The sequence below is a fragment of the Paenibacillus sp. GYB004 genome, assembly GCF_036577605.1.
In the GTDB taxonomy this organism is placed as follows: domain Bacteria; phylum Bacillota; class Bacilli; order Paenibacillales; family NBRC-103111; genus Paenibacillus_AB; species Paenibacillus_AB oceani.
Genome location: NZ_JARBDB010000060.1, coordinates 151025 through 173653, shown reverse-complemented (window position 1 = coordinate 173653; position 22629 = coordinate 151025). Strand labels below are relative to the sequence as shown.

Below are 22629 nucleotides of genomic sequence, written 5' to 3'. Positions count from 1 at the left end.
AGAAGAAGAAACAAGGAAACACCCGGTTTATTTTCCGGGAAATAAAAAACAGAGGAGGGGCACGTCTGTGATATGGCCTTCGATTCGCACTTTTCTACAAATTCCGCATCATCTCACTGGCAAAGGAGTAGGCATTGCCGTCGTAGACGGCCGGTTCCCGAATCATCCCGATATAACGGCCACTTCCCGGCGAAACACGTACCTCGTAAACACGTCCGAGCCTGATCCGGTCCCTTCATTAATGACGGCGGACGACGGTCCTTGGACCAAGGGAAGGCATGGCTTGGCTGCAGCAGCTGCGGCGGCCGGTTCGGGTCTAATCTCCCAAGGTCTGTATACCGGAGCTGCGCCGGATGCCGACCTTTACTTGCTGGAGACCGGCCGTCTGGGGACCGACCAGGATGTCGAATGCAAAATCGCGGCTGCATTAGACTGGCTTTACCTGAACTGGCGCAGGTATCGCATACGCGGAGTCGTAGTAACGATCGCGGCGACCCGGGATACGGGGCTTCTTCCCTGGCAGGCGGACCCGATTCGGATCGGGTGCGAGAAGCTGGCGGCTGACGGTCTTCTCGTTGTTGCAGCTACGGGCAATACGCAAGAGTTAACGAGCAACGGTCCGGCTTCTTCGCCATCCGTATTATCGGTCGGCGGGGTGATCGTACCGGAAGATGCCGATATTCGTTACGCGAAACCGTACTACGGGTGCAGAGGGACGACGTTCGAGGGCAAATGGGTGCCGGAAATAGTAGCGCCGGCTAAAAACATCGTGCTGCCTGCGCCATTTGTTTCGCTGGAAGAGCGTCAAAGCCACTTTACCGCTCGGTTCGACAACCTGCCGGAAGGGTACGCGAGAACAGAGGGCACTTCGTTTGCCGCGCCGATTGTTCTCGGATGTGCAGCCTGCCTATGGCAAGCGCAGCCAAGCTGGACAGCCGGACAAGTAAAATCCGCCATCGTAGAAAGTTCCGCCGTGGTAGGGCAGTGGACAGAGCTGCATGCCGGATTAGTCGATGTAAAGGCGGCTATTCATGCCGATACGTCGGTTGAGGAAAGCGATCCGCCGTACACGTTATGGTGCAGCTGGAAGCAGAAAGACAGCTTCAAGCGTTTGAAAGCAATGAAGGCTCAGGACGAGACGAGCATCGCTTCGGCTGCTCTATTGTCTTACTGCGAGGCTCCTATATCTCCTGAGACGCAGGAACAGATATTGTTCCTAACCGGCAGCAGGTCGGGCCGGGTCCGTGCCGCAGCGGTAACGGCTTTGGCGTTTTACCAGGAAGCGCTCTCCATCCAAGACTATTGCCGCATTCTCCATGATGACAGCCGATTTGCGAGAATGGCCGCCCTCTTTGCGTTAAGCCGAAGTCCGGGTCTCCATCACCATCTGAAGGATGAAGTTGCCGGGCTGTTCTCGGACAGCGACCTGGACATTCGCTATTGCGCCATTAAGCTGGCCGGTAATATCCGGGACGAAGCATTCGTTAAACCGCTGCTAAGCGGGATAGAGGACGATGCCATTCACGAACGGGTATCCATCTTCGCAGTAAGGTGCTCTGCGCTGGAAGCGATAACCGGCATTCAATTCGAGCCGGAGCCCAGGTGGCTGGAGGAGCAGGGGATTTACTCGGAGCGGAGTACGCGTGGGCGAGTTCATATCGCCCGGAAATGGGGCCAGTGGGCCAGCTTCCTCTCTCCTTAACTTGCAGTGAGCTTGAGCCACAACGAATGAATGCCCCTTGTATGCGGAAGATCAAAAAACACGATCTACGCCTGAGGCACGGATCGTGTTTCAACTTGCATACAGCGGCTGTCGATTCAATGTGTAGAAGGGATAGCAGGCCGTTCCAAGTGAAAAGTTACCTTCTTCTGCTCAAACAGGTTGTCCGGATTCCCTTGATTGAATAAGGATTGTAAGGTAGGGGATTCCAGACAATACTCGCCAGAAGGTCATCTTTTCCCTTTCCACTTGGTTGTCCATAATGAATCGACAGCTTCATACAGATCGTTATTTCTCGTTCGACAACCCTAACAGATCGCTCAGCTTAAAGAACAAACTCAGCAGAATGGCGACGACGGTTGCAAGCGCCATCCCTTTCAGTTCGAAGTCGCCCAGCGTCAGCTTGGCTCCGCTGATCCCGATCACGAGAACGATCGTCGTCAGGATGAGGTTCGAAGGCTTCGAATAATCCACCTTGCTCTCGACGAGCATCCGAATGCCGGAAGCGGCGATAACCCCGAACAAGAGCAGCGAAAGGCCGCCCATAACGGCAACCGGAATCGTGTTGATCAACGCCGCCAATTTGCCGAAAAACGACAGCACGATGGCAAATACGGCCGCAATGCCGATGACCCAGGTCGAGTACACTTTGGAGATTGCGAGGACGCCGATATTTTCGCCATAAGTCGTATTCGGAGTAGAGCCTACAAACCCGGACAGCACGGTAGATATCCCGTTGCCGAGCAGGGAGCGGTCCAGACCGGGATCTTTCGTCAAGTCTTTGCCGACGATATTGCCGGTGACGATTAGATGCCCGATATGCTCGGCGATGACGACGAGCGCGGCCGGGAGAATGATAATAATGCTGGCCCAATCCCATGTAGGTGTGTAGAATGTCGGCAAGGCGACCACATCCGCTTCCGCCACTTTGCCGAAGGAAACGAGACCCATCCAGGCGGCCAGCCCGTAACCGACGACCATGCCGATCAGGATCGGGATGATTTTAAGGAAGCCGCGGAACATCGCTTGGCCGATAATGGTGATAGCCAGTGTACACAGGGATACGGTTACGGTTTTTGGATCGAGCGCCCAGTCCGCCGGCGCGTCAGAGCCCGGAATCAGCCCGGCCATGCCGGCTGCGACCGGAACGAGCTCCAGCCCGATCACGGCTACGATGGCGCCCATCGCGGCAGGCGGGAACACGACGTCGATCCAGCGGGTGCCGACCGATTTGACGAGCAGGGCGAACAGGATGAAGACGAGACCGACTACGATAAACCCGCCCAGCGCAGCGCTGTACCCTTGCGTTCCGAGCACGACGAACACGGGCGAGATAAAAGCGAAGCTGGAGCCGAGATAAGCCGGAATTTTGCCTTTGCACAAAAACAAGTAAAGCAGCGTACCTATTCCGTTCATAAGCAGAATCGTAGCGGGATCAACCTTGAACAAAAACGGAACGAGGACGGTGGAGCCGAACATCGCGAACAGATGCTGCAGGCCGAGCGGTATGCTTTTGAGCAGCGGAGGGCGCTCGTCCACCTGAATGACGCGTTGCTGCATAGTACATCTCCCTTACACACATAGTTTTTTCGACATCTGGAATGCCATCAAATAGAATAGCAGAAATGTGTCGAAATAGCATCCGTTTTCTTGAGGGCTTGTAAACGTTTCATTCGCCCGCCCCGATCCGCTCTGCTTCCGCGTTGCAGTTGACGTCGTCCCCATTCAAAGGCATAATGTAGAGAAACGAACGTATGGCAGGAGAAGGTATATAAAAGATGGGCATTGAGCAGTTACTGGAACGCGCGGCAACCTACTTAAAACAAAGCGATCTCGTACGGATTCGGGAAGCTTACGACTTTGCCGAGCAAGCTCACCACGGACAGGTGCGAAAGTCGGGAGAACCGTATATTTTACATCCGCTGGCCGTTGCCGAAATTTTAGTGAATATGCAGATGGATGTCACTTCGGTCATCGCCGCCCTGCTGCATGACGTGGTCGAAGATACGACGGTATCGCTCCAGGCGGTGGAGAAGCATTTCGGCAAAACGTGCGCAATGCTTGTCGACGGGCTGACCAAGCTGGAGAAAATTAAATTCAAGTCCAAGGAAGAGCAGCAAAACGAAAATTACCGCAAAATGTTCGTGGCGATGGCCCAGGACATACGCGTGATTTTGATTAAGCTGGCCGACCGTCTGCACAATATGCGAACGCTGAAGTTCCAGTCGGAGGAAGCGCAGCGGCGGATCGCCGACGAGACGCTGGAGATTTTCTGTCCGATCGCTCATCGGCTCGGGATCTCGGCGATCAAGTGGGAGATGGAGGATATCGCTCTCCGTTACTTGAACCCGCAGCAATATTACCGGATCGTGAACCTGATGCAGAAAAAACGGACCGAGCGCGAGAAATATATCGAAGAGATTATCGACAATATCCGGAGCAAGCTCAGCGAGATGGGGATCGAGGGCGATATTTCCGGCCGGCCGAAACATATTTATAGCATTTACAAAAAGATGACCTCCAAAAACAAGCAGTTCAACGAAATTTACGACCTGCTCGCCATCCGTGTCATCGTAGACAATATCAAAGACTGTTATGCGACGCTCGGCATTATCCACACGTTATGGAAGCCGATGCCGGGCAGGTTTAAGGATTATATCGCAATGCCGAAGCCGAATATGTATCAGTCGCTGCATACGACGGTCGTCGGACCGAGCGGTGAGCCGCTTGAGGTGCAGATTCGCACGTGGGACATGCATAAGACGTCCGAGTTCGGGATCGCCGCCCACTGGGCGTATAAGGAAGGCTCGATGGTGCCGTCCGGCGGCTTCGGGGACAAGATGATCTTTTTTCGCGAAATTTTGGAGCTCCAGCAGGATACGCGGGATGCGGCGGAGTTTATGGAGTCGCTCAAAATGGACTTTTTCTCCGATCTCGTCTTTGTGTTCACGCCCAAAGGGGAAGTCGTCGAGCTGCCGGCAGGTTCGGTTCCGCTCGATTTCGCGTACCGGATTCATACCGAGATCGGCAACCGCACGGTCGGCGCGAAGGTGAACGGACGGATCGTACCGCTCGATTATAAGCTGAACACAGGCGATATCGTCGAGATTTTAACGTCCAAGCATTCGTACGGGCCTAGCCAGGATTGGGTGAAGATCGCCCAGTCTTCGCACGCCCGGAGCAAGATCAAGCAGTGGTTCAAGAAGGAGAGGCGGGAAGAGAACGTCCAGAAGGGCAAGGAAGGGATCGAACGCGAGCTGAAGCGGCTCGGGCTGGAGCCTCCTTCCGTGATGACCGATGACAACCTGATGGAGGTTGCCCGCAAATTCAACTTTAACGATATCGAAGATATGATGTCGGCTGTCGGTTTCGGCGGCATTACCGCCGCCCAGATCTGCACGCGGCTGACGGACAAGATTCGCCGCGAGAACGAGGAAGCCCAAGCGAACGCGCTCGAGCTGACGAGCGAAGTGAAGGAAGTCAAAGGCTCGACGGAGAAAAAGAGCCGTCCGACTCACGGTGTCCGGGTCAAGGGCGTGGACAATCTGCTCGTCCGGTTCGCACGATGCTGCAATCCGGTTCCTGGCGACGATATTATCGGATACATTACCCGCGGGCGCGGGGTGTCCGTTCACCGGACGGATTGCACGAACATTCCGACAGGCGACGAGGACGATCTGAACCGGATGATCGATGTCGAGTGGGAGACTGCGGTCGAAGCGAACTATCACGTCGAGATCGAGATTACGGGCCACTACCGTTCCGCCTTTCTGAACGAAGTGCTGCAAGCCGTATCGGAGAGCAAGACGGTTATCTCCGCCGTGTCCGGACGGTCCGACAAAAATAAGATGGCGATCGTTCATATGACGATTCTGATTAAAAATATCGATCACCTGCAGTCGGTTGTAGAAAAGATTAAGCGGGTGAAGGACGTATATTCGGTTCAGCGGATTATGCAGAGCTAGGAGCCGAAGGAATGCGGATCGGGCAAGGGAGCAAAACGTCATGAGGATAGTCGTACAGAGAAGCAAAGAAGCGCGCGTAGTCGTGAACGGAGAGACGGTCGGCCAAATCGGGCACGGGCTCGTTGTCCTGGTCGGAGTTACGCATGAGGACACCGAGCAGGACGCCCGTTATTTGGCCGAGAAGCTGGCCGGCTTGCGAATCTTCGAGGATGCGGAAGGCAAGATGAATGTATCGGTGCTCGACGTCGGCGGCGGGGTATTGTCGGTATCGCAATTTACGCTGTACGGCGACGTACGCAAAGGGAAGCGGCCGAACTTTATGGACGCCGCCCGGCCGGAGCAGGCGAAGCCGCTCTACGACAAGTTTAATGAGCTGCTCCGCAGCTACGGTCTGCAGGTGGAGACCGGTATTTTCGGAGAGATGATGGATGTGCAGTTGACGAACTCAGGACCTGTTACACTCGTAATCGAGAGCCGGTAACGGTTCTTTTTTTGTTTGCGTATTGATATTGCGCCAGTTCGCTGATAATATGATAATGATTATCAATTTCGAAATCGCGTGTATGAAGGGATTGACGTCATGATCGAATCGCTGTACAAATTCAACATCGGCATGGAAGGCACAAGGCGCGTCGTGTATTCCGTACCGTTATCCGCCTTGCCCCACGGCAGCGCGATGGAGCAATTGCTCGAAGCGTATTCGCCGCTGATGAAGGCGCTGGACCGGACGGCGGCAGCCGCTTATTTTTGCGCCCAGTTCGGGAACGTTTGTCTGGCTTTGCAGTACGCGGTATCGGTACATGACGTCGCCTTTGATGTGTCGCTAGACAATATAACGGTGCAGCTCGTGGAGATGGAGGAAGGAAGGTACGGAGTCGCCTTCCAGCTGGCGCGTTGGTCCGAGCTGCGCGCTCCCGAGGGTGGGAACGAGCGCAGGATCTGGCTCGCAGAGGTTCTCTCCGCTTTGTACAGCGGAACGGTGCGGCCTGTATATGAAGCGGCGTCCAAGGCCGCGGGTATGCCTCTGCCGCATCTGTGGGGGCTGCTGCCTACCCGGTTCAACTACAGCACGGAGCAGTGGAGGCTGGCGGAGACTAACGAAACGGTTAAAGAAACGATTGCCGCCGACTATGAGTTTCTGATCCGTCAGATCGGAGGCAGTACGTTCGGCCAGACCCGGAGTCCGTTCGACGTGAAAATTCGCTGGATCGAAGATTTGAAAGAACCGTGCAAGCAGATGAGGATGAAAAATTCATGCTGTATGTATTACCGGACGGAAGGCGGCCGTTACTGTTATTCGTGTCCCCGGATCAAGGAAAGCGAGCGGGCCGAGCGGCGTCTGGAAGCAAGGGAAAGCGAAAAGGCGGCCGTTCCGGTTGCCGCTGCGAAATAGCAGACGGTTTGTTAGCGGTAATCCGATACTTGCAGGGAAGGGCGTCAGCGTGAACGATCAGGCGTATTATGAAATATCGCACTCTTGGGGAAACTGATAGTACATTTCGCTCAAGGAGTCGATCAGATGCGCCGATCCCGCAAGGAAACCGTTATGCTGGAGCCCGGAAACCGGCTGCTGCACAACGATACTCACGAGTCGGCCGGGATGCAGCACGGTTTTTTCGCTGCGGAAGCGGCCGAAGAGTGGGCGACCGGTCACGTTCAGGGCAAGCATCCGTCGCGGAAGCCTCCGCGTGCTTAACCCGTCAAAATCGCCGCCAGCTTGCCCGCATCAGCGGAAGGGGCGGTTTTTTTGTCGTTTCCGAATATCCGGGAACCCGGTATCCGTCCGGGTTCCCGGAACGCAGCAAACATTCCTTGGCGCTTTCACTTGTGGTACACTTATCTAGTTATAACAGTTTGGCCGCTTTAGGCGGCGGTACGTCGATCGGAGGGCGATACGCGAGATGAAGGTTGAGATCAGGCAGATCGGATTTTCAGACTATCAAATGGATATTTATCATATATGGAAGCTGTTTTACGAAGAAGTGGAGCTTGTGTATGAGCCGGCGGATGACGCCGAGCTGCGGATGACGCTGGAGCTTGCCGACGCGGGCGAAGAAGCCGGGACCGAGGCCGAGGTTCGGGCTTATTTGGAGCGTCCGGAATCGGGAGCGGCCTGGTCGCACACGGAACGGAGGCTGCTGCGAAGCGGAGCTGCAGAAGCGCGCCGGAGGGAGCTGAAGCGCGTCGTCGGCTCGGCGCTGCTGCGCGTCCTCGAGGAAGCGTCCGGACTGGAGCAGCCGTGGGGCGTGCTCACCGGGGTGCGCCCGACGAAGCTGATGCACAATATGGTCCGCAAGCAGGGACGGGAGTTAAGCGTACGCCAGCTGCAGGAGGAATATTTGCTTACCGACGAGAAGGCGAAGCTGCTGGCGGACATCGTGGAGCGGCAGCTCAAGGTGATCCCCGATCTGTTCGAGCTGGACCGCGAAGTCAGCTTGTATATCGGCATTCCTTTCTGCCCGACGAAATGCGCCTACTGCACGTTTCCGGCTTACGATATCCGCGGCAACAACGGGTCCGTAGATACGTTTCTGGACGGCCTCCACTACGAGATCCGGGAGACGGGCGAATGGCTGAAGCGGACCGGACTGACCGTAACGACGATTTATTGGGGCGGGGGGACGCCGACGAGCATAACCGCCGAGCAGATCGATGCGCTTTTTGAAACGATGCATCAGTCGATTCCGGATATGGACCAAGTGCGCGAGCTGACGGTTGAAGCGGGCCGTCCCGACACGATAACGCCGGATAAGCTGAAGGTGATGAAAAAATGGAACGTCGACCGGATCAGCATCAATCCGCAAAGCTTCACCCAGCTTACGCTCGATAAAATCGGGCGCCACCATACCGTCGATGAAACGATCGAGAAGTTCATCCTGTCCCGCGAGATGGGGATGGACAATATTAATATGGACCTCATTATCGGTCTGCCGAACGAAGGGATTCCCGAATTCCAGCATACGCTGGACGAGACGGCCAAGCTGCTCCCGGAATCGTTAACCGTGCATACGCTGTCGTTCAAGCGGGCATCGCGAATGACCAAAAACCGCGATCAGTATGAAGTAGCGGAGCGGGACGAGATCGCCGATATGATGAAGATGGCGAACCGGTTTATGGCGGAGAACGGCTACCATCCGTACTACATGTACCGGCAAAAAAATATGCTGGGCAATCTCGAGAACGTCGGTTACGCGCTCGGCGACCGGGACAGTTTATACAACATCCTCATGATGGAGGAACGGCAGACGATTATCGGGCTGGGCTGCGGCGCGGTCAGCAAAGTGCTGTATCCGGCCGTATACGACGCGGAAGGCAACGAGCAGCAAAAAATCGAGCGGTTTCCGAATCCGAAGGAGCCGTCGGTGTACAATCAGGCGTACAAAGAATATTTCGATAAAAAAATGCGGCTGCTGGACGACGCTTACGGACAAACGGTAAGCGGCTGAGCGGGCGAGGAGATCCCGATGAAAACGACCAAATCGCTCTCCCGGCTTGGGAGCTTGCTGGACAATGTGCAGGTTCAGGTGTCGATCGCGGCGTATACGAAAGTAGATGCGAAGTGGCGGCAGATGAACTTCGTTCCGGAGTTCAACCGGTTTTATTATATCCGCGAAGGGGAAGGCTGCCTCGTCATCGACGGGGTGCCTCATTATCCCCGTCCCGGTCAGCTGTTCGTAATGCCTTCGGGCGTGAAGCAGTCCTATTACACGATAAATGAAAACGGTTTCGGCAAATATTGGTGCCACTTCACGGCCAAAATCGGCGATACCGACCTGTTCCGCTTGACCGGAGTGCCTTCGCACATCGATGTCACGGACCATGATCGGCTGTCGCGGTTGTTCGAACAATTGATCGAACATTACCACAGCAGGCAGTTTACCGCTGCGCTTATGCAGAAATCCGTTTTGCTGGAGATCGTCAGTCTTTATCTAGAGCGCGCGGTCGAAGGCCGGCAGATGTTCCGGGCGGATGAGGAAGATAGCGGCATCCGGAATTTGAATCTCGTATTGAAATATATCGAGAGCCATCTGCACGACAATATAACGGTTCCTCAGCTCGCGGCGCTCGTCCATTTTCACCCGAATTACTTGATCCGCTTATTCCGCGAGCTGGTCGGCACGTCGCCGATTCAGTATGTGCACAAAATGAAGATGGAGAAGGCGATGTCGCTGCTGACGGCGACCGAGGAGCCGGTATCGGAGATCGCCCGGCAGGTGGGCATGGAGCTGTACTACTTTTCCCGGGTGTTCAAGAAGCATACCGGGCTGCCGCCGTCGGATTACCGCAGATTGCTGCAGGAACGGCACGGTGCGGAGGATTAGCGGAAAACAGGTTTGTTTTGTGCAAATGGGAGTGAACTTCCTCCATTCTCTTGTTCGGCGTATTCCGTCATAGTAAAGGTGAAGAAGCCAAAACTATGAGGTGGAGGGAACTCCGATGGAGAAACCGATGCAACTGCTTAACGACGATCAGATGAGACAGTTTATTACCGAAGGGTACTTATTGCTGAAAACCGACTTCTCGCCACAGTTTCATCAGAGCCTGCTGGAGCAGCTAAGCGAAGTGTACCGTACCGAAGGCAATCCGGGCAACAACCTGCTGCCCCGGATCCGCGAGCTGCAGAAGGTATTCGAGCATCCGGTCGTTACAGGCGCTTTAACGAGCGTGCTCGGCCCGGGGTATATGATGCATTCTCACCGCCACGGGCATTACAACAACTCTCCGAAACCGGGCGGCTGGCATAAGGACAGCTACTGGGGTTACCATAAAATGCGCAATCACCGTCCGTGGTGGGCGATGATCATGTACTTTCCGCAGGATACGCCAGTGGAGCTTGGACCGACAGGGGTCATGCCGGGCACGCAAAATTACGACACCCGCACGTTCGCGGCGGACGACAGCGACGGCGAGGTAACGGCGGCCGGCCAGGCGGGAACGTTTGTCCTCATTCATTACGATATATGGCACCGGTCGACGTCCAATCTGCTCGGCAAGGAACGGTTCATGCTGAAATTCGAATTTATGCGCACGCAAGCGCCGGGCGAACCGAGCTGGGATAACCGGGAAGCGTTGTGGATAACCCCCTCTTCGTTCAGCACGCCGGTTTATCGGCACGAGGCGATGTGGAGAGACGCCTGGAACTGGCTGTCGGGCAGAAGCGACGACGGTTTGACGGCCGCAAGCGGCGGAACGGCGGAGGAAATTGCCGGCCTGCTGGAGGAGCTGCGATCGGAAGAGACGGAGCGGCGGGTGGACGCAGCTGACCGGCTGGGGATGCTGGGGGCTGCAACTGCGCCTTATGGAGCCGTCGCGGCTATGGAGCGGGCGCTGGAAGATTCGTTCGAGCCGGTCGCTCTGAATGCGGCCTATGGATTAGCCCGCATGGGAGAGGAAGGATCGGAGGCGCTGCTTCGCGCCTTGAAGCACGACAGTGTGCCGGTTTCGCGCAAAGCGGGTTACGGGCTGTCCGCGGCCGGGCATGGGGTGGTCCGGGAACTGACCGAGGCTGTAGGCAGCGAGCGCGAAGAGACAGTCGTTCATGCGGCGTTTGCCCTTGGCGAGCAGCCGTGCGCGGCTTCGTCGGCGGACGTGGTACGTGCGCTGGCCGGATTAATAAGCCATACATCCGTGAAGGTGCGTCAGGCCGCCGTCGATGCGCTCGGATCAGCCGGAGCGTATAGGTCCGGTTATGAATCCGGCAGCGAAGGTGTCGAGGCGCTTACGCGCGCCCTGCAGGACGACGACACCCAAGTCCGCTTTATGGCGGGGTTGTCGCTTGCGAAATGGGGAGAGCAGGCGGAAGATGCGGTGCCTTCGCTTGTCGAAGCATTGGACGACGACAACCGGTATGTCCGGGCTCATGCGGCCGACGCCTTGTTTTATATCGGGACGGCCAAAGCCCAGGATGCGCTGCTGCGGTTTCTGCGCGTCTCCCGCTGGTGTCCGACCACGACTCCGGCCAGTACGTTTTATCCGTAATCATAGGGCGGCGGGGGAAGCGGAGTTCGCTCTGCTTCGGAACGAATAACCGGCCTTGTGAGGCAGTCGATTCATTGTGGATAACCAAGTGGAAAGGGAAAAGATTACCTTCTGGCGAGTTTTGTCTGGAATCCCCTACCTTACACTCCTTATTCAATCAAGGGATTCCGGACAACCTGTCTGAGCAGAAGAAGGTAACTTTTCACTTGGAACGGCCTGCTATCACTTCTACACATTGAATCGACAGCCTCCTTGCATGCGTCTTGCCTGAGTAACCTGCGATACCTGCTGTTCCAACAAGTCCGGAACCCGGCCGTCCTCTTACGATGAGGAAAGCCGGGTCCCTTTTTTTGCATGCGCCGACTTGCCCAAAATGGGCTTATTTTCGTCATTTTGCCCGAATTTTGCCGGAAACCCCCGATCTGTGTTACACTTTGAATGTCATTTTACAATGGAATAGGATGGGATGCATGGCTAGACACGTGGACCGCAGGACCGCCCGCAAAAATGCAATCGTTTTTCTGCTGCTTGTCGGGGTGGCACTAGTAATCGCGGGGGTGACCGCATACAAGCTATTAGGCGGCGGCAAAACCCAGACGACCGGCAATCCGGGCGAACTCGCTGAGGTGCAATCGGTCAAGACGGTAAAAAACAGCTACGATGTAATCGTTGTAGGTACCGATCCGGAAGGGATCGTAGCCGCGGTGTCCTCCGCCCGCAACGGGCTGAAGACGCTACTGGTGGACGGCCGGGACCGGGACATTCTCGGGGGTCTGATGACGCTGGGCTGGCTGAACAGTCTCGACCATAACTACGATCGTGAGAAAACGAGCATCATTCCCGGAAAAGTGGACATTTTAAATCAAGGTTTATTTATGGAATGGTATAAACAGGTGGAAGGCGATTCGTTTGATGTTGTAACGGCGGCGAACGCGTTTCACAACATGGTAAAAAACGAGAGCAACATCGATCTGCTGCTCAAAACAAAAGCGATCGAACCGAAGCTGGAAGCCGGCGCGAACGGCAACAAAAAAATCGTCGGCGTCACGATTACCAAAGAAGACGGCTCGAAGCAGGACGTGACCGCGAAGGCGGTTATCGACGCTACCCAGGATGCGGATATCGCCGCGGCGTCGGGCGTGCCTTATACGATCGGGCGCGCGGACGTTGGAGACGAGAAGGCGAGAATGGCGGTTACCGCCGTATTCCGTCTCAAAAACGTGACCCCCGAAGTATGGAAGCAAATCCAGAAGCGGCTGAAGGATGACGGCGACCCGAACACCGACGCCAATGAGCTTAGCGCCTGGGGATTCGGCGAGATGCAGAAATACCCGCCTAACAACAAGGAACGCGTCAAAATGCGCGGCCTTAACATCGGGCGGCAAAACGACAACACGATGCTGATCAACGCGCTGCAAATTTTCGGAATCGACGGCCTCGACCCGAAATCGCGTGCGGAAGCATTTGAGATTGCCAAGGCGGAATTGCCATATGTCGTGAAGCATATGCAAGAGCTGTATCCTGAATTTGCCGGACTGGAGTGGGACGCGGTTGCGCCGGAGCTGTACATTCGCGAAACCCGGCATATGCAAGGCGAGTACCGGCTGACGATGATCGACGTGCTGGAGAACCGCGACCAGTGGGACCGGATCGCATTCGGCTCGTACCCGGTCGATATTCAGCGGATCTCGCCTACCGATAACGGAGCGGTGATGAGTCATCCGCTCAAGTATGCGATCCCGTTCCGTTCGATCGTTCCGCTGAAGGTGGACAACCTGCTCGTCGTCGGACGGTCCGGCAGCTTCGATACGCTGCCTCACGGCAGCGCCCGGGTCATTCCGGTCGGCATGGCTACCGGACAAGCGGCCGGTGCCGCCGCGAAGCTCGCGATGGACAAAAACGTGTCGTTCCGGGAGCTGTCCGCGTCGAAGGAGCATATCGCCACGCTGCAGGACATGCTTAACAAGCAAGGGATGGAGCTGAAGCCTTATCAGCCCAAGCCGGAGTTTTATATGGAGCAGAAGGCGTATGAAGGACTGAAAACGGTCGTCAGCATGGGGCTGGTCATTGGCGGCTACGACAACAAAGGCTTCGACACGACGCCGGATTCGAACCCGCAGCGGCTGCTCAACTTGATGCAGGGCGTCAAGCGCGTGCATAAGCTGACCGGCGATCCGAGCGGAGTCGTAGCGGGCATCCAGGATGCGGCGAAGCAGCCGCTCACGCTCGATCAGGCGGCTTGGACGATCGCGAAGACGGCCGGCCTCGACGTCCAGGCGGCGCAAGCGGCGAAGGAGCTGCTGGCGAAAGGGATGCTGAAGCAGGCGACGATCGACGGCATCGCCGATAAGCAGAAGCTGAACAACGGCGACACGTATATGATGATTCGCGATCTGGTCGAGTCGCTGCCGAAGAAGTGATTGTTCAGCTTTAAAATGCTGTATCCCGGCAAGGTTGCTTTCGTGTTGGCAGGACTAGCATCTACTTTATGCCGGGTCATGCCGAACGTTTTAAAGGCATATTGTTCTTGGGAGCAGCAGTTGAATGTATACAGGAAATAATTAAACCTCCAAGTCCATTTGAGATTAGTCTCCCGTGGATTGGAGGTTTTTTTATTTGGATTTGTCTTAACAACTTGATGATATCCGTGGCACAATTAATCATGATTGGACAGAGTGCTCTGCGGTACCTACAAATGATGACGAAAACGGTGTCCGTTCACTATATTAGATAAGCTATAAACAAAAAAATAAAAGGAGCGGTGGTATTGTGAAAAAAATCGGTATGACGATTAGCGTTCTTTCATTACTATTTTCTCTGCTTTTGGGCTGTGGTTCCGGTAAATCTGAATCTGCAAGTCCGAACATCATGGTGGCGACAGGAGATTTGGATGATTATTTCCACTCATTGGAGGAAATAGAATCGAAAGCTGAGACGATCGTTGAAATTAGGGTATTAGATAATCAGCAAACAATTGTTTACGGCGATATTCCATTTACAATATCAAGAGCAGTAGTACTCTCCTCTCTAGAAGGGGATATCCATGAAGGTGAAGAAATTAACATCCTTGAGACAGGAGGTATATACAAGCCAGTATCTAAGGATGGGAAGGTTTTTTTACCTGAGGTGGACTATGCATTTAATGGGATACCTGTAATGAAAAGCGGTGAGTATCTTGTTACTTTTCTATATAAGTATGAGGGACCAATTGCCAAAAATGTATTTATGCCTTTAGGTGTCTATCAGGGTAAGTTCAAGGTTCAGGACAATGGTAAGATTGAACAACAGGCTCCAAAAGAAAATAAGATTATTACAAACTTTATAGATTTAGGAGCTTTTAAGGGGAAGGTTAAAGAAATGGTAAAATAAATAACCCCCCCGTTCTCCCGCAAATGTAACACAAATGTAATCCCGATTTTATCGTGCGTTAACAAAAAGCGCCTATACTAAAAGTCGACCCCCTTTTTTCATATATAACCTTGGATAACCCGCAGCTTGCTGCGGGTTCTTTTCTTTCCGGGCGGTTAACGGATCAGCCAAGGACGCCTAAGTGAGTCGCAGTCGTCCGATTCGACCGGCTCTTGCGAACAGTCTGGCAGTAAAAGACTCAAGCCAGCCTGCCGCTCCGCTTCATCCGCTTCGTTAACCGCCCGCCGCAGCTTCCGCCATTTCGCCCGCCGTCTACCATCAACCGCCGTAGCCGTCCCCATTTGTAACACAACTGTAATCCGGATTTTATCGTGCGTTAACAAAAGGCGTCTATACTAAGAGTCGACCCCCTTTTTTCATATATATACCTTGGATAACTCGCAGCTTACTGCGGGTTCTTTTCTTTTTCAGACGTTTTCTTATTCAGCTTGTCGTAACAAGGGAAGCAAAGCAGCTTGCCTTGCTCCGCAACTCCGTCCAGGAAACCGCCCTTGCAGTAGACGGGAGTTTGGCACGATTGGCATGTACCGACCAGTTCCATGACATTCACCCCTTCATAGGGAAGTATAAAGGAACGCGCGTTCCTGGCAGAATGAAACTGCCGATTCACTTTTTGAACAACCTCTTTTATTGTACCTTACTCGCGGCAGCGGCGACATAGTCCCGTTCGAAGAAGAGAAGGTACCCATTTCCCCTCTCGCGCGCAAACGGATTGGTTTGCCTGTCAAAGGATTGTCGCGCTCATATACCTAATGGTTTTTCATCCATCATTTCCCCCTTGTCCCTTGACTTTGGACGGCCTCAAGTATACAATCAATAGGAATATTCGAGATTCGCAGATGGGACGAAGTAGTTCGAACCCAAGCCAGCAGAGAGGGGAGCCACGGCTGGAAGCTTCCCGGCAATGGACGGACGAATAACTTCCCGGAGAACGTACGGGGAACATGCGGCGGAGCACGCGATCGGAATGCCAAGTAAGCTAACAAGCAGGCGGCCAATCGACATTGCCTTCAGGCCGGTAAGTAGCCGTATCGCGTAGAGCGGGCGTTAACCGCTTTGAGTGCGCACGATCATTTGTGGTTTTGCCGTACGGTTGAAGAACCGGATCGGAATCTCCGCAACGGATCGGAGGAGATCAGCTTCTTCGTCCGATTGTGCGAATGCGGGTGGTACCGCGGGTGATTTCGGCTAACGAACGAATATCCCGTCCCTGGCAATTATGCCGGGGGCGGGTTTTTGGTTTTTTTAAGCGATTGTCTCAAAATGTGGAAATGGAAAGGAAGCCGGGAGGATCAAGATGAGCATTCAAAAGCCGAAGGGGACACAGGATCTGCTGCCGGGCGTCGTCGAGAAGTGGCAGTACATTGAGGAGAAGGCGCGCGACGTCTGCCGCCGTTTCAATTATAAGGAGATCCGCACGCCGATCTTCGAGAATACCGAGCTGTTCCAGCGCGGTGTCGGGGAGACGACCGATATCGTCGAGAAAGAAATGTACACGTTCCCGGATAAAGCGGACCGCAGCATGACGCTCCGTCCCGAAGGAACGGCAGGCGTCGTCCGGGCTTATGTAGAGAATAAGCTGTACGGCGAGCCGGACATTAACAAGCTGTATTATATCGGACCGATGTTCCGCTACGAGCAGCCGCAAGCGGGCCGGTACCGCCAGTTCCATCAGTTTGGCATCGAGGCGATCGGCTCCGCCGACCCGAGTCTGGATGCGGAAGTGATCGCGATGGGTTATTTGTTCTATAAAGAGATCGGACTGAAGGGCGTCCGGGTCGAGATCAATTCGGTCGGCAATCCGTCGTGCCGCAGCGTGTACCGCGAGGAGCTGCAGAAGTTTTTCGCGCCGGTCAAGGACAAGCTGTGCAAAGATTGCCAGTCGCGCTACGAGCGCAATCCGATGCGTATCCTCGACTGCAAGAAAGATCAGGAGTACGGAGTCGGCGCGCCGTCGATTCTAGATTTTCTCGATGAGGAATGCCAGACTCACTTCAACAAGGTACAGCGGCATTTAACCGATATGGGCATCGAGTTCGTCATCAATCCGCGGATGGTGCGGGGGCTCGACTATTACACGCATACGGCGTTTGAGTATAAAGCGGCGGGCATTGGCGCAATCGATACGATCAGCGGCGGCGGCCGGTACAACGGCCTTGTCGGTACAATCGGCGGCAGCAATATCGATCAGCCGGGGGTAGGCTTCGGACTCGGTCTCGAGCGGGTGCTGCTCGTGCTGGAAGCGCAAGGCGTCGAGGTGCCGGGCGTACGCCCGCTGGACGCTTACCTGATCGGTCTCGGCGATGCGGCCGGCGACGAGGTCGCCGAGCTGTTGTTCGAACTCCGCTCGGCGGGGCTGACGGCGGAGAAAGATTACACGAGCCGGAAGATGAAAGCGCAGATGAAGTCGGCCGACCGGTATGCGGCCCGGTTTGTCGCCATCCTCGGCGACGACGAACTGGCCAAGGGCACGATCATGCTGAAGGAGATGGCGACCGGAGAGCAAGCGGAAGTGCCGATTGCCAGCCTCGCCGATACTTTAAAACAGAAGCTTTCGTAAATTAACCGAACTATGGAGGATGAGATTCCTATGTTGTTGAAAACCCATCATTGCGGAAATCTAAGTGCAGCGAATATTGGAGATACGGTAGTGCTGAACGGCTGGGTAGCGGTCCGCCGCGACCTCGGCGGCGTATTGTTCATCGACCTGCGCGATCGCAGCGGCATCGTGCAAGTTGTGTTCAACCCGACTTTCTCGGGCGACGCCCTGGCCATCGCCGACAAAGCGCGCACCGAATATGTGTTGGCCGTAAAAGGCAAAGTCGTAAAACGCGACGAAGCGACCGTGAACCCGAACCTGGCGACAGGGGACATCGAGGTCCAGATTCATGAAATCGAGATTTTAAATGCGGCCAAAACGCCTCCGTTCTTTATCGAGGACGGCGTGGAGATCGACGAGCAGCTCCGTCTGAAATACCGTTACCTGGACCTTCGCCGTCCGGAAATGCAAAAGACGCTGATGCTGCGCTCCAAAGCGGCCAAAGTATTCCGCGACTTCCTGGACGAGAACGGCTTCCTTGAAGTAGAGACGCCGATCCTGACGAAAAGCACGCCGGAAGGCGCCCGCGACTATCTCGTGCCGAGCCGCGTTCATCCGGGCGAATTTTTCGCGCTGCCGCAATCTCCGCAAATTTATAAACAACTGCTCATGGTCAGCGGCCTCGAGCGTTATTACCAGATCGCGCGCTGCTTCCGCGACGAAGATCTTCGTGCGGACCGCCAGCCGGAGTTCACCCAGGTGGACATCGAGACTTCGTTCCTGTCCCGCGACCAGCTGCTCGACATGATGGAGGAACTGGCCGTCCGCGTATTCAAAGAAACGATCGACGTGGACATCCAGCGTCCGTTCCAGCGTCTGACCTATGCCGACGCGATGGGCAAATATGGCTCCGACAAGCCGGACCTGCGCTTCGGTCTCGAACTGGTGGACGTCTCCGATCTTGTAGCGAATTCGGGCGTACAAGTATTCGCGAACGTAACGAAAAAAGGCGGCCAGGTCAAAGCGCTGAACGCCAAAGGCTGCGGAACGTGGAGCCGGAAAGAAATCGACGACCTGCTGCCGTTTGCCGCGCGTTACGGAGCCAAGGGTCTGGCGTGGATTCAAGTGAAAGACGGCGAGTGGAAAGGGCCGATCGTCAAGTTTTTCAGCGAGGAAGAAATCGCGGCGCTTAAAGAGCGTCTGGGCGCCGAAGAAGGCGACCTGCTGCTGTTCTCGGCCGATACGAAAAAAGTCGTCGCCGACGTGCTCGGCAACCTGCGTCTGAAAATCGGCCGCGATCTCGGCCTGATTGACGACAGCGTATTTAAATTCGCGTGGGTCGTCGACTTCCCGCTGCTCGGCTACGACGAGGAAGCAAAGCGTTATGTGGCGGAGCACCATCCGTTCACACGTCCGGTGGACGAGGATCTGTCGTATTTCGATACGGATCCGGGCCAAATCCGCGCTCAAGCCTACGACCTCGTGCTGAACGGCTACGAAGTGGGCGGCGGCTCGATGCGTATTTTCAAACGCGACGTACAGGAGAAAATGTTCCAGGCGCTCGGCTTCTCCCGTGAGGAAGCTCACGAGAAATTCGGCTTCCTGCTGGACGCGTTCGAATACGGCACGCCTCCGCACGGCGGCATCGCGTTTGGCTTCGACCGTCTGATCATGCTGCTGGCGGGCCGCACGAATCTGCGCGAAACGATCGCTTTCCCGAAAACGGCGAGCGCAACCGACCTGCTGATGAACGCGCCGTCCGAAGTCGATTCGAAGCAGCTTGAAGACTTGTCGATCAAGCTCGCTGTAAAGGAAGTAGCTGCCAAAGCTTAATAACTGCTGCGATATTAGCGCTTTTCCTGGGGTGAATCGTTTTCCATAACCGGGAAGCTAACCCTGTCACATAGCAGGCTCGTTATTTCACAACAGTCGATAATAGCATACGACGGGCCCGCTTCCGGAGCATTTCCTCCGGCGGCGGAGCGCCCGGATCTAGCGAAGGGGATTGAATATGCTGCATCAATTTTCGCGGACGGAACTGGCGATCGGCCCCGAAGGACTGGAAGTATTGAAGGGCAGCACGGTTGCCGTGCTCGGCATCGGCGGAGTCGGCTCGATTGCGGCGGAAGCGCTTGTTCGTACAGGCGTCGGCCGGGTCATCATGGTGGACAAGGATGTCGTCGATATCACGAATATTAACCGGCAGATCCATGCGCTGACGACTACCGTCGGGCAACCGAAGGCCGAGCTGATGCGCGACCGGGTCAAGCTGATCAATCCGGATTGCGATGCGATCGCGCTGCGGATGTTTTACACCGAGGAGACGTACGAGAAGTTTTTCGACTATCCGCTCGACTACGTGCTGGACGCCTCCGATACGGTGACATACAAGATCCATCTCATCAAAGAATGCCTGAAACGCAAAATACCGATCATCTCCAGTATGGGGGCGGCGAACAAGATGGACCCGACGCAGTTCCGTGTGGCGGACATCTCGCAGACGTCGGTCGACCCGCTCGCCCGCGTCATCCGCCAGAAGCTGCGCAAGGATGGGATCAAAAAAGGCGTCAAGGTCGTCTTCTCGACCGAGGAGCCGATTAAGCCGCGCGGCGACGTTACGCAGCGGATCGTGCCGGACAACGCTCCGGATATCCGCAAAGCGCAGCAGCCGCCGGCCAGCAACTCGTTCGTGCCGCCTGTAGCCGGCCTGATCATGGTCAGCGTCGTCGTACGCGATCTGCTCGAGAAAGCCGGGAAAGCCTGACGCCTAACCGGACCGTATATGGGGAGGAAACGAAACGGGGCTGTCGGCACATTCACTTTTGAGAATAGTGTGCGCCGTTCGAACCGATGTGCCTCGAGATAAAGGACTTCAGCCTCCACGTGACCGTGGAAGTTGAGGTCCTTTCGTTTGAAAACGGGGACGTTTTCCTGTGATCTGTGATGCAACACTTGAAATAGCCTTGTTTGATTTGGTTGCGATTCGTTTGGATGGTGACCGTTTATTCGACAAAAGACGAGCCTGATCGCTGCGAAAAACGCACTTAATTCGTGATTATACATTACAAATCGAGAGTATGTGAGGAATATCGACATTTTTTTCGATTTTGCATGACAAAAATATACAAATCGGTTACAATCAAACTAATTGCACATATTAAATAAAAACAATAGGATGATGGAACCAAATACTTGTTCATAATCGAATCCAAAGGCACACTTATCGAAAGATAAGGCCGCAAAACCATTGGGGCTACCATGTAATTTGTCCCATATTCGCGCCGGGGACCGCCGGGTGCGAATATGGGATGCAACCGTATTACGTCATGCCAGCCAGGTCGCCGAACTATGAGACGGGACCCCTCTAACCTGAGGGTTTTTTTGTTGATCGGAACCCCGTGATTATCAGGCTGACACACGATTTTAGCTTATTGCCGATGAAGGGGGAGAAGTAATGCTGTACGCGATCAACCGTCTTTTGCAGCGATTGTCGGATAAAGACAGGGAGACGTTCGAACATGTAGGCCGGGTCGGGGCGCTCGCCCAGTGCTGGGTCACGCATTATCCGTTGGCCGGACCGGAGGACCGGCAAGTTTTTATTGTGGGATGCTGTGTGCATGATGTAGGGAAAATTAAAATCGAAACAGCCATTTTGCAAAAAACGTGCAAGCTTGACCAGGGAGAATGGGACCGGATGCGGACGCATCCCGAATCGGGCAGCGAGCTGTTGATGCAGGAAGGGATGAAAGATGCCCGGCTGCTGGATATCGTCAAGTATCATCATGAGCGGTGGGACGGGTCCGGTTATCCGACGGGGCTCGGCAGCAGCCGGATTCCCCGGTTGGCCCGCATGTGCTCGATCGTGGACGCGTTCGACGCCATGACCTCGGACAGGCCTTACAAAAAAGGAAAAACGGTCGAACAGGCCAAAGAAGAACTTCTCGAGCAAAGCGGCATCCAGTTCGATGAAGAGCTGGTACTGCAATTTCTGAGCTTGCCGGATCATCTGTTGCGCAATCCTCCGGCGGTGAGGCTGGACGAAGTGGCGGAACAGGGAGATTTGTTTTACGAGTTGATCTCGTCCCGCAAAAACTGAATACGGCAGCTACGACCCTGCGCACAATCCGAAGCCCGAACCTGCCCGCCTCCTATCCAGGGAGCGGAGCGCGTTCGGGTTTTTATGAGTAAAGCGCCATGTAAGGGTAAGTTTTCTGCGAAGCTGAACCCTTCCTGTTGGAAGAAACCGCGGCATTCAACGAATTAAGGTGCCGTTAAGGTACGGTTTGAAGTCAGGTAAGCTTCGTCCGGTACAATACGACTAGTACAAAGTCGGAGGCGCGGCTGGAGAACGGCTGGATGGCCGCCGAACCCGTTGATGGCAGACACGTAAGTTTGACTTGTATCAGGTAATCAATGACCGGGAGGAGACTTATCTTGAAACTTTGGATGTGGATCGGAATTGGCGTCGGGACGTTGCTTGCAGGTGCGGTTATTTGGATCGGGGGGACGGCGTATTGGGCGAAACAAGCGAATGCCGACTATGTATGGAAATTCGTAACGAACAATCCGGAGAAGGCGGCCATTACGCTTCGGAGCGACGATCAAACGATTGCGCAGTCGAATTCGGACCGGGTCATGCCGCTGGCGAGCGCCGTGAAAACGATGATTGCGATCGAGTAAGCTCGACCGGCTGTTCGAGCGGTATTACCGGGGGACGAATACGGAAGGGGCGGGCAACGGTACCGGGCTGGGCATGGCGATCGCCAAGCAGCTTGTGCTGGAGCACGGAGGAACGATCAGGGTAACGAGTGAAGTGGGACGGGGAACGTGGGTTATTTTGACGTTCGGGCGGCAGGGTCGCATTTCCGGGAACGGGGCCAGGGAGATTGAAGAATAGGCTGTCGGAAACGGGGGCGAGCCGGCCTGATGGCGGACCGTACCCGTACAGTCCGGGGAGGCTGCAGCAGCTTGAGGAAGCCGCTGCTCGGCGGCCGGCC

The 22629-nt window shown here is 55.1% G+C and carries 17 protein-coding genes, 1 pseudogene and 1 riboswitch; of the genes and pseudogenes, 16 read left to right on the top strand and 2 right to left on the bottom strand.

Going from position 1 to position 22629, the window contains the following annotated elements; translation table 11 throughout:
• The first annotated feature begins 67 nt into the window (after nt 1-67).
• Nucleotides 68-1702, top strand: coding sequence for a S8 family serine peptidase (locus tag PV433_RS26610; RefSeq protein ID WP_332075060.1), 1635 nt, complete (start codon nt 68-70; stop codon nt 1700-1702).
• Between the two features lie 306 nt (nt 1703-2008).
• On the opposite strand, the gene uraA is transcribed toward PV433_RS26610, so the two are convergent.
• The gene (gene uraA / locus PV433_RS26605) at nt 2009-3280 is read right to left on the bottom strand and encodes a uracil permease (protein WP_190924674.1); all 1272 of its coding nucleotides are present in this window, start codon (nt 3278-3280) and stop codon (nt 2009-2011) included.
• A 218-nt stretch (nt 3281-3498) separates the two neighbouring features.
• Between uraA and PV433_RS26600 the strand changes: the two genes are divergently transcribed.
• The 9 genes from PV433_RS26600 to PV433_RS26560 all read left to right on the top strand — a co-directional run bounded on the left by PV433_RS26600 (nt 3499) and on the right by PV433_RS26560 (nt 15033).
• Nucleotides 3499-5685: a RelA/SpoT family protein gene (locus PV433_RS26600; RefSeq protein WP_332075059.1), complete on the top strand. Its 2187-nt coding sequence runs from the start codon at nt 3499-3501 to the stop codon at nt 5683-5685.
• Nucleotides 5686-5725: 40 nt separating this feature from the next.
• Nucleotides 5726-6166, top strand: coding sequence for a D-aminoacyl-tRNA deacylase (gene dtd, locus PV433_RS26595; RefSeq protein ID WP_190924678.1), 441 nt, complete (start codon nt 5726-5728; stop codon nt 6164-6166).
• A gap of 99 nt (nt 6167-6265) precedes the next feature.
• A complete protein-coding gene (locus PV433_RS26590; RefSeq protein ID WP_332075058.1) occupies nt 6266-7078 on the top strand; it encodes a (2Fe-2S)-binding protein in 813 nt (270 codons plus the stop codon).
• Nucleotides 7079-7204: 126 nt separating this feature from the next.
• Complete coding sequence (locus tag PV433_RS26585) at nt 7205-7381, top strand: hypothetical protein (protein WP_332075057.1); 177 nt, start codon at nt 7205-7207, stop codon at nt 7379-7381.
• Nucleotides 7382-7586: 205 nt separating this feature from the next.
• Complete coding sequence (locus tag PV433_RS26580; RefSeq protein WP_332075056.1) at nt 7587-9131, top strand: coproporphyrinogen III oxidase; 1545 nt, start codon at nt 7587-7589, stop codon at nt 9129-9131.
• Nucleotides 9132-9149: 18 nt separating this feature from the next.
• The gene (locus tag PV433_RS26575; RefSeq protein WP_332075055.1) at nt 9150-10007 is read left to right on the top strand and encodes an AraC family transcriptional regulator; all 858 of its coding nucleotides are present in this window, start codon (nt 9150-9152) and stop codon (nt 10005-10007) included.
• A gap of 115 nt (nt 10008-10122) precedes the next feature.
• Entirely contained in the window at nt 10123-11664 is a 1542-nt protein-coding gene (locus PV433_RS26570) for a HEAT repeat domain-containing protein (RefSeq protein ID WP_332075054.1), read from the top strand.
• Nucleotides 11665-12134: 470 nt separating this feature from the next.
• Nucleotides 12135-14084: an FAD-dependent oxidoreductase gene (locus PV433_RS26565; protein ID WP_332075053.1), complete on the top strand. Its 1950-nt coding sequence runs from the start codon at nt 12135-12137 to the stop codon at nt 14082-14084.
• A 349-nt stretch (nt 14085-14433) separates the two neighbouring features.
• Nucleotides 14434-15033: a hypothetical protein gene (locus PV433_RS26560; protein ID WP_332075052.1), complete on the top strand. Its 600-nt coding sequence runs from the start codon at nt 14434-14436 to the stop codon at nt 15031-15033.
• 445 nt (nt 15034-15478) lie between these two features.
• On the opposite strand, the gene PV433_RS26555 is transcribed toward PV433_RS26560, so the two are convergent.
• The gene (locus PV433_RS26555) at nt 15479-15634 is read right to left on the bottom strand and encodes a hypothetical protein (protein ID WP_332075051.1); all 156 of its coding nucleotides are present in this window, start codon (nt 15632-15634) and stop codon (nt 15479-15481) included.
• Between the two features lie 756 nt (nt 15635-16390).
• On the opposite strand from PV433_RS26555, the gene hisS reads away from it, so the two are divergent.
• The 6 genes and pseudogenes from hisS to PV433_RS26525 all read left to right on the top strand — a co-directional run.
• The gene (gene hisS, locus PV433_RS26550) at nt 16391-17653 is read left to right on the top strand and encodes a histidine--tRNA ligase (RefSeq protein ID WP_332075050.1); all 1263 of its coding nucleotides are present in this window, start codon (nt 16391-16393) and stop codon (nt 17651-17653) included.
• Between the two features lie 30 nt (nt 17654-17683).
• Nucleotides 17684-19465 (top strand): aspartate--tRNA ligase, encoded by a 1782-nt coding sequence (gene aspS / locus PV433_RS26545; protein ID WP_332075049.1) that lies wholly within the window; start codon nt 17684-17686, stop codon nt 19463-19465.
• A gap of 178 nt (nt 19466-19643) precedes the next feature.
• Nucleotides 19644-20396, top strand: coding sequence for a tRNA threonylcarbamoyladenosine dehydratase (locus PV433_RS26540; RefSeq protein ID WP_332075048.1), 753 nt, complete (start codon nt 19644-19646; stop codon nt 20394-20396).
• A gap of 439 nt (nt 20397-20835) precedes the next feature.
• A riboswitch (cyclic di-GMP riboswitch) is annotated at nt 20836-20978 on the top strand.
• Nucleotides 20979-21086: 108 nt separating this feature from the next.
• Nucleotides 21087-21728, top strand: a complete 642-nt coding sequence (locus PV433_RS26535) for an HD-GYP domain-containing protein (protein WP_332075047.1) — start codon at nt 21087-21089, stop codon at nt 21726-21728.
• A 338-nt stretch (nt 21729-22066) separates the two neighbouring features.
• Nucleotides 22067-22312, top strand: a complete 246-nt coding sequence (locus PV433_RS26530; protein WP_332075046.1) for a hypothetical protein — start codon at nt 22067-22069, stop codon at nt 22310-22312.
• A gap of 10 nt (nt 22313-22322) precedes the next feature.
• Nucleotides 22323-22529, top strand: a pseudogene (locus tag PV433_RS26525) (ATP-binding protein); the annotation flags it as partial.
• Nucleotides 22530-22629 lie beyond the last annotated feature (100 nt).

Coding starts and splice junctions, on each gene's coding strand:
- PV433_RS26600 (WP_332075059.1), top strand. CDS start 3,499: ATGGGCATTGAGCAGTTACTGGAACGCGCGGCAACCTACTTAAAACAA.
- uraA (WP_190924674.1), bottom strand. CDS start 3,280: ATGCAGCAACGCGTCATTCAGGTGGACGAGCGCCCTCCGCTGCTCAAA.
- PV433_RS26540 (WP_332075048.1), top strand. CDS start 19,644: ATGCTGCATCAATTTTCGCGGACGGAACTGGCGATCGGCCCCGAAGGA.
- PV433_RS26555 (WP_332075051.1), bottom strand. CDS start 15,634: ATGGAACTGGTCGGTACATGCCAATCGTGCCAAACTCCCGTCTACTGC.
- PV433_RS26590 (WP_332075058.1), top strand. CDS start 6,266: ATGATCGAATCGCTGTACAAATTCAACATCGGCATGGAAGGCACAAGG.
- PV433_RS26570 (WP_332075054.1), top strand. CDS start 10,123: ATGGAGAAACCGATGCAACTGCTTAACGACGATCAGATGAGACAGTTT.
- dtd (WP_190924678.1), top strand. CDS start 5,726: ATGAGGATAGTCGTACAGAGAAGCAAAGAAGCGCGCGTAGTCGTGAAC.
- PV433_RS26565 (WP_332075053.1), top strand. CDS start 12,135: ATGGCTAGACACGTGGACCGCAGGACCGCCCGCAAAAATGCAATCGTT.
- PV433_RS26580 (WP_332075056.1), top strand. CDS start 7,587: ATGAAGGTTGAGATCAGGCAGATCGGATTTTCAGACTATCAAATGGAT.
- PV433_RS26535 (WP_332075047.1), top strand. CDS start 21,087: ATGCTGTACGCGATCAACCGTCTTTTGCAGCGATTGTCGGATAAAGAC.
- PV433_RS26575 (WP_332075055.1), top strand. CDS start 9,150: ATGAAAACGACCAAATCGCTCTCCCGGCTTGGGAGCTTGCTGGACAAT.
- PV433_RS26585 (WP_332075057.1), top strand. CDS start 7,205: ATGCGCCGATCCCGCAAGGAAACCGTTATGCTGGAGCCCGGAAACCGG.
- hisS (WP_332075050.1), top strand. CDS start 16,391: ATGAGCATTCAAAAGCCGAAGGGGACACAGGATCTGCTGCCGGGCGTC.
- aspS (WP_332075049.1), top strand. CDS start 17,684: ATGTTGTTGAAAACCCATCATTGCGGAAATCTAAGTGCAGCGAATATT.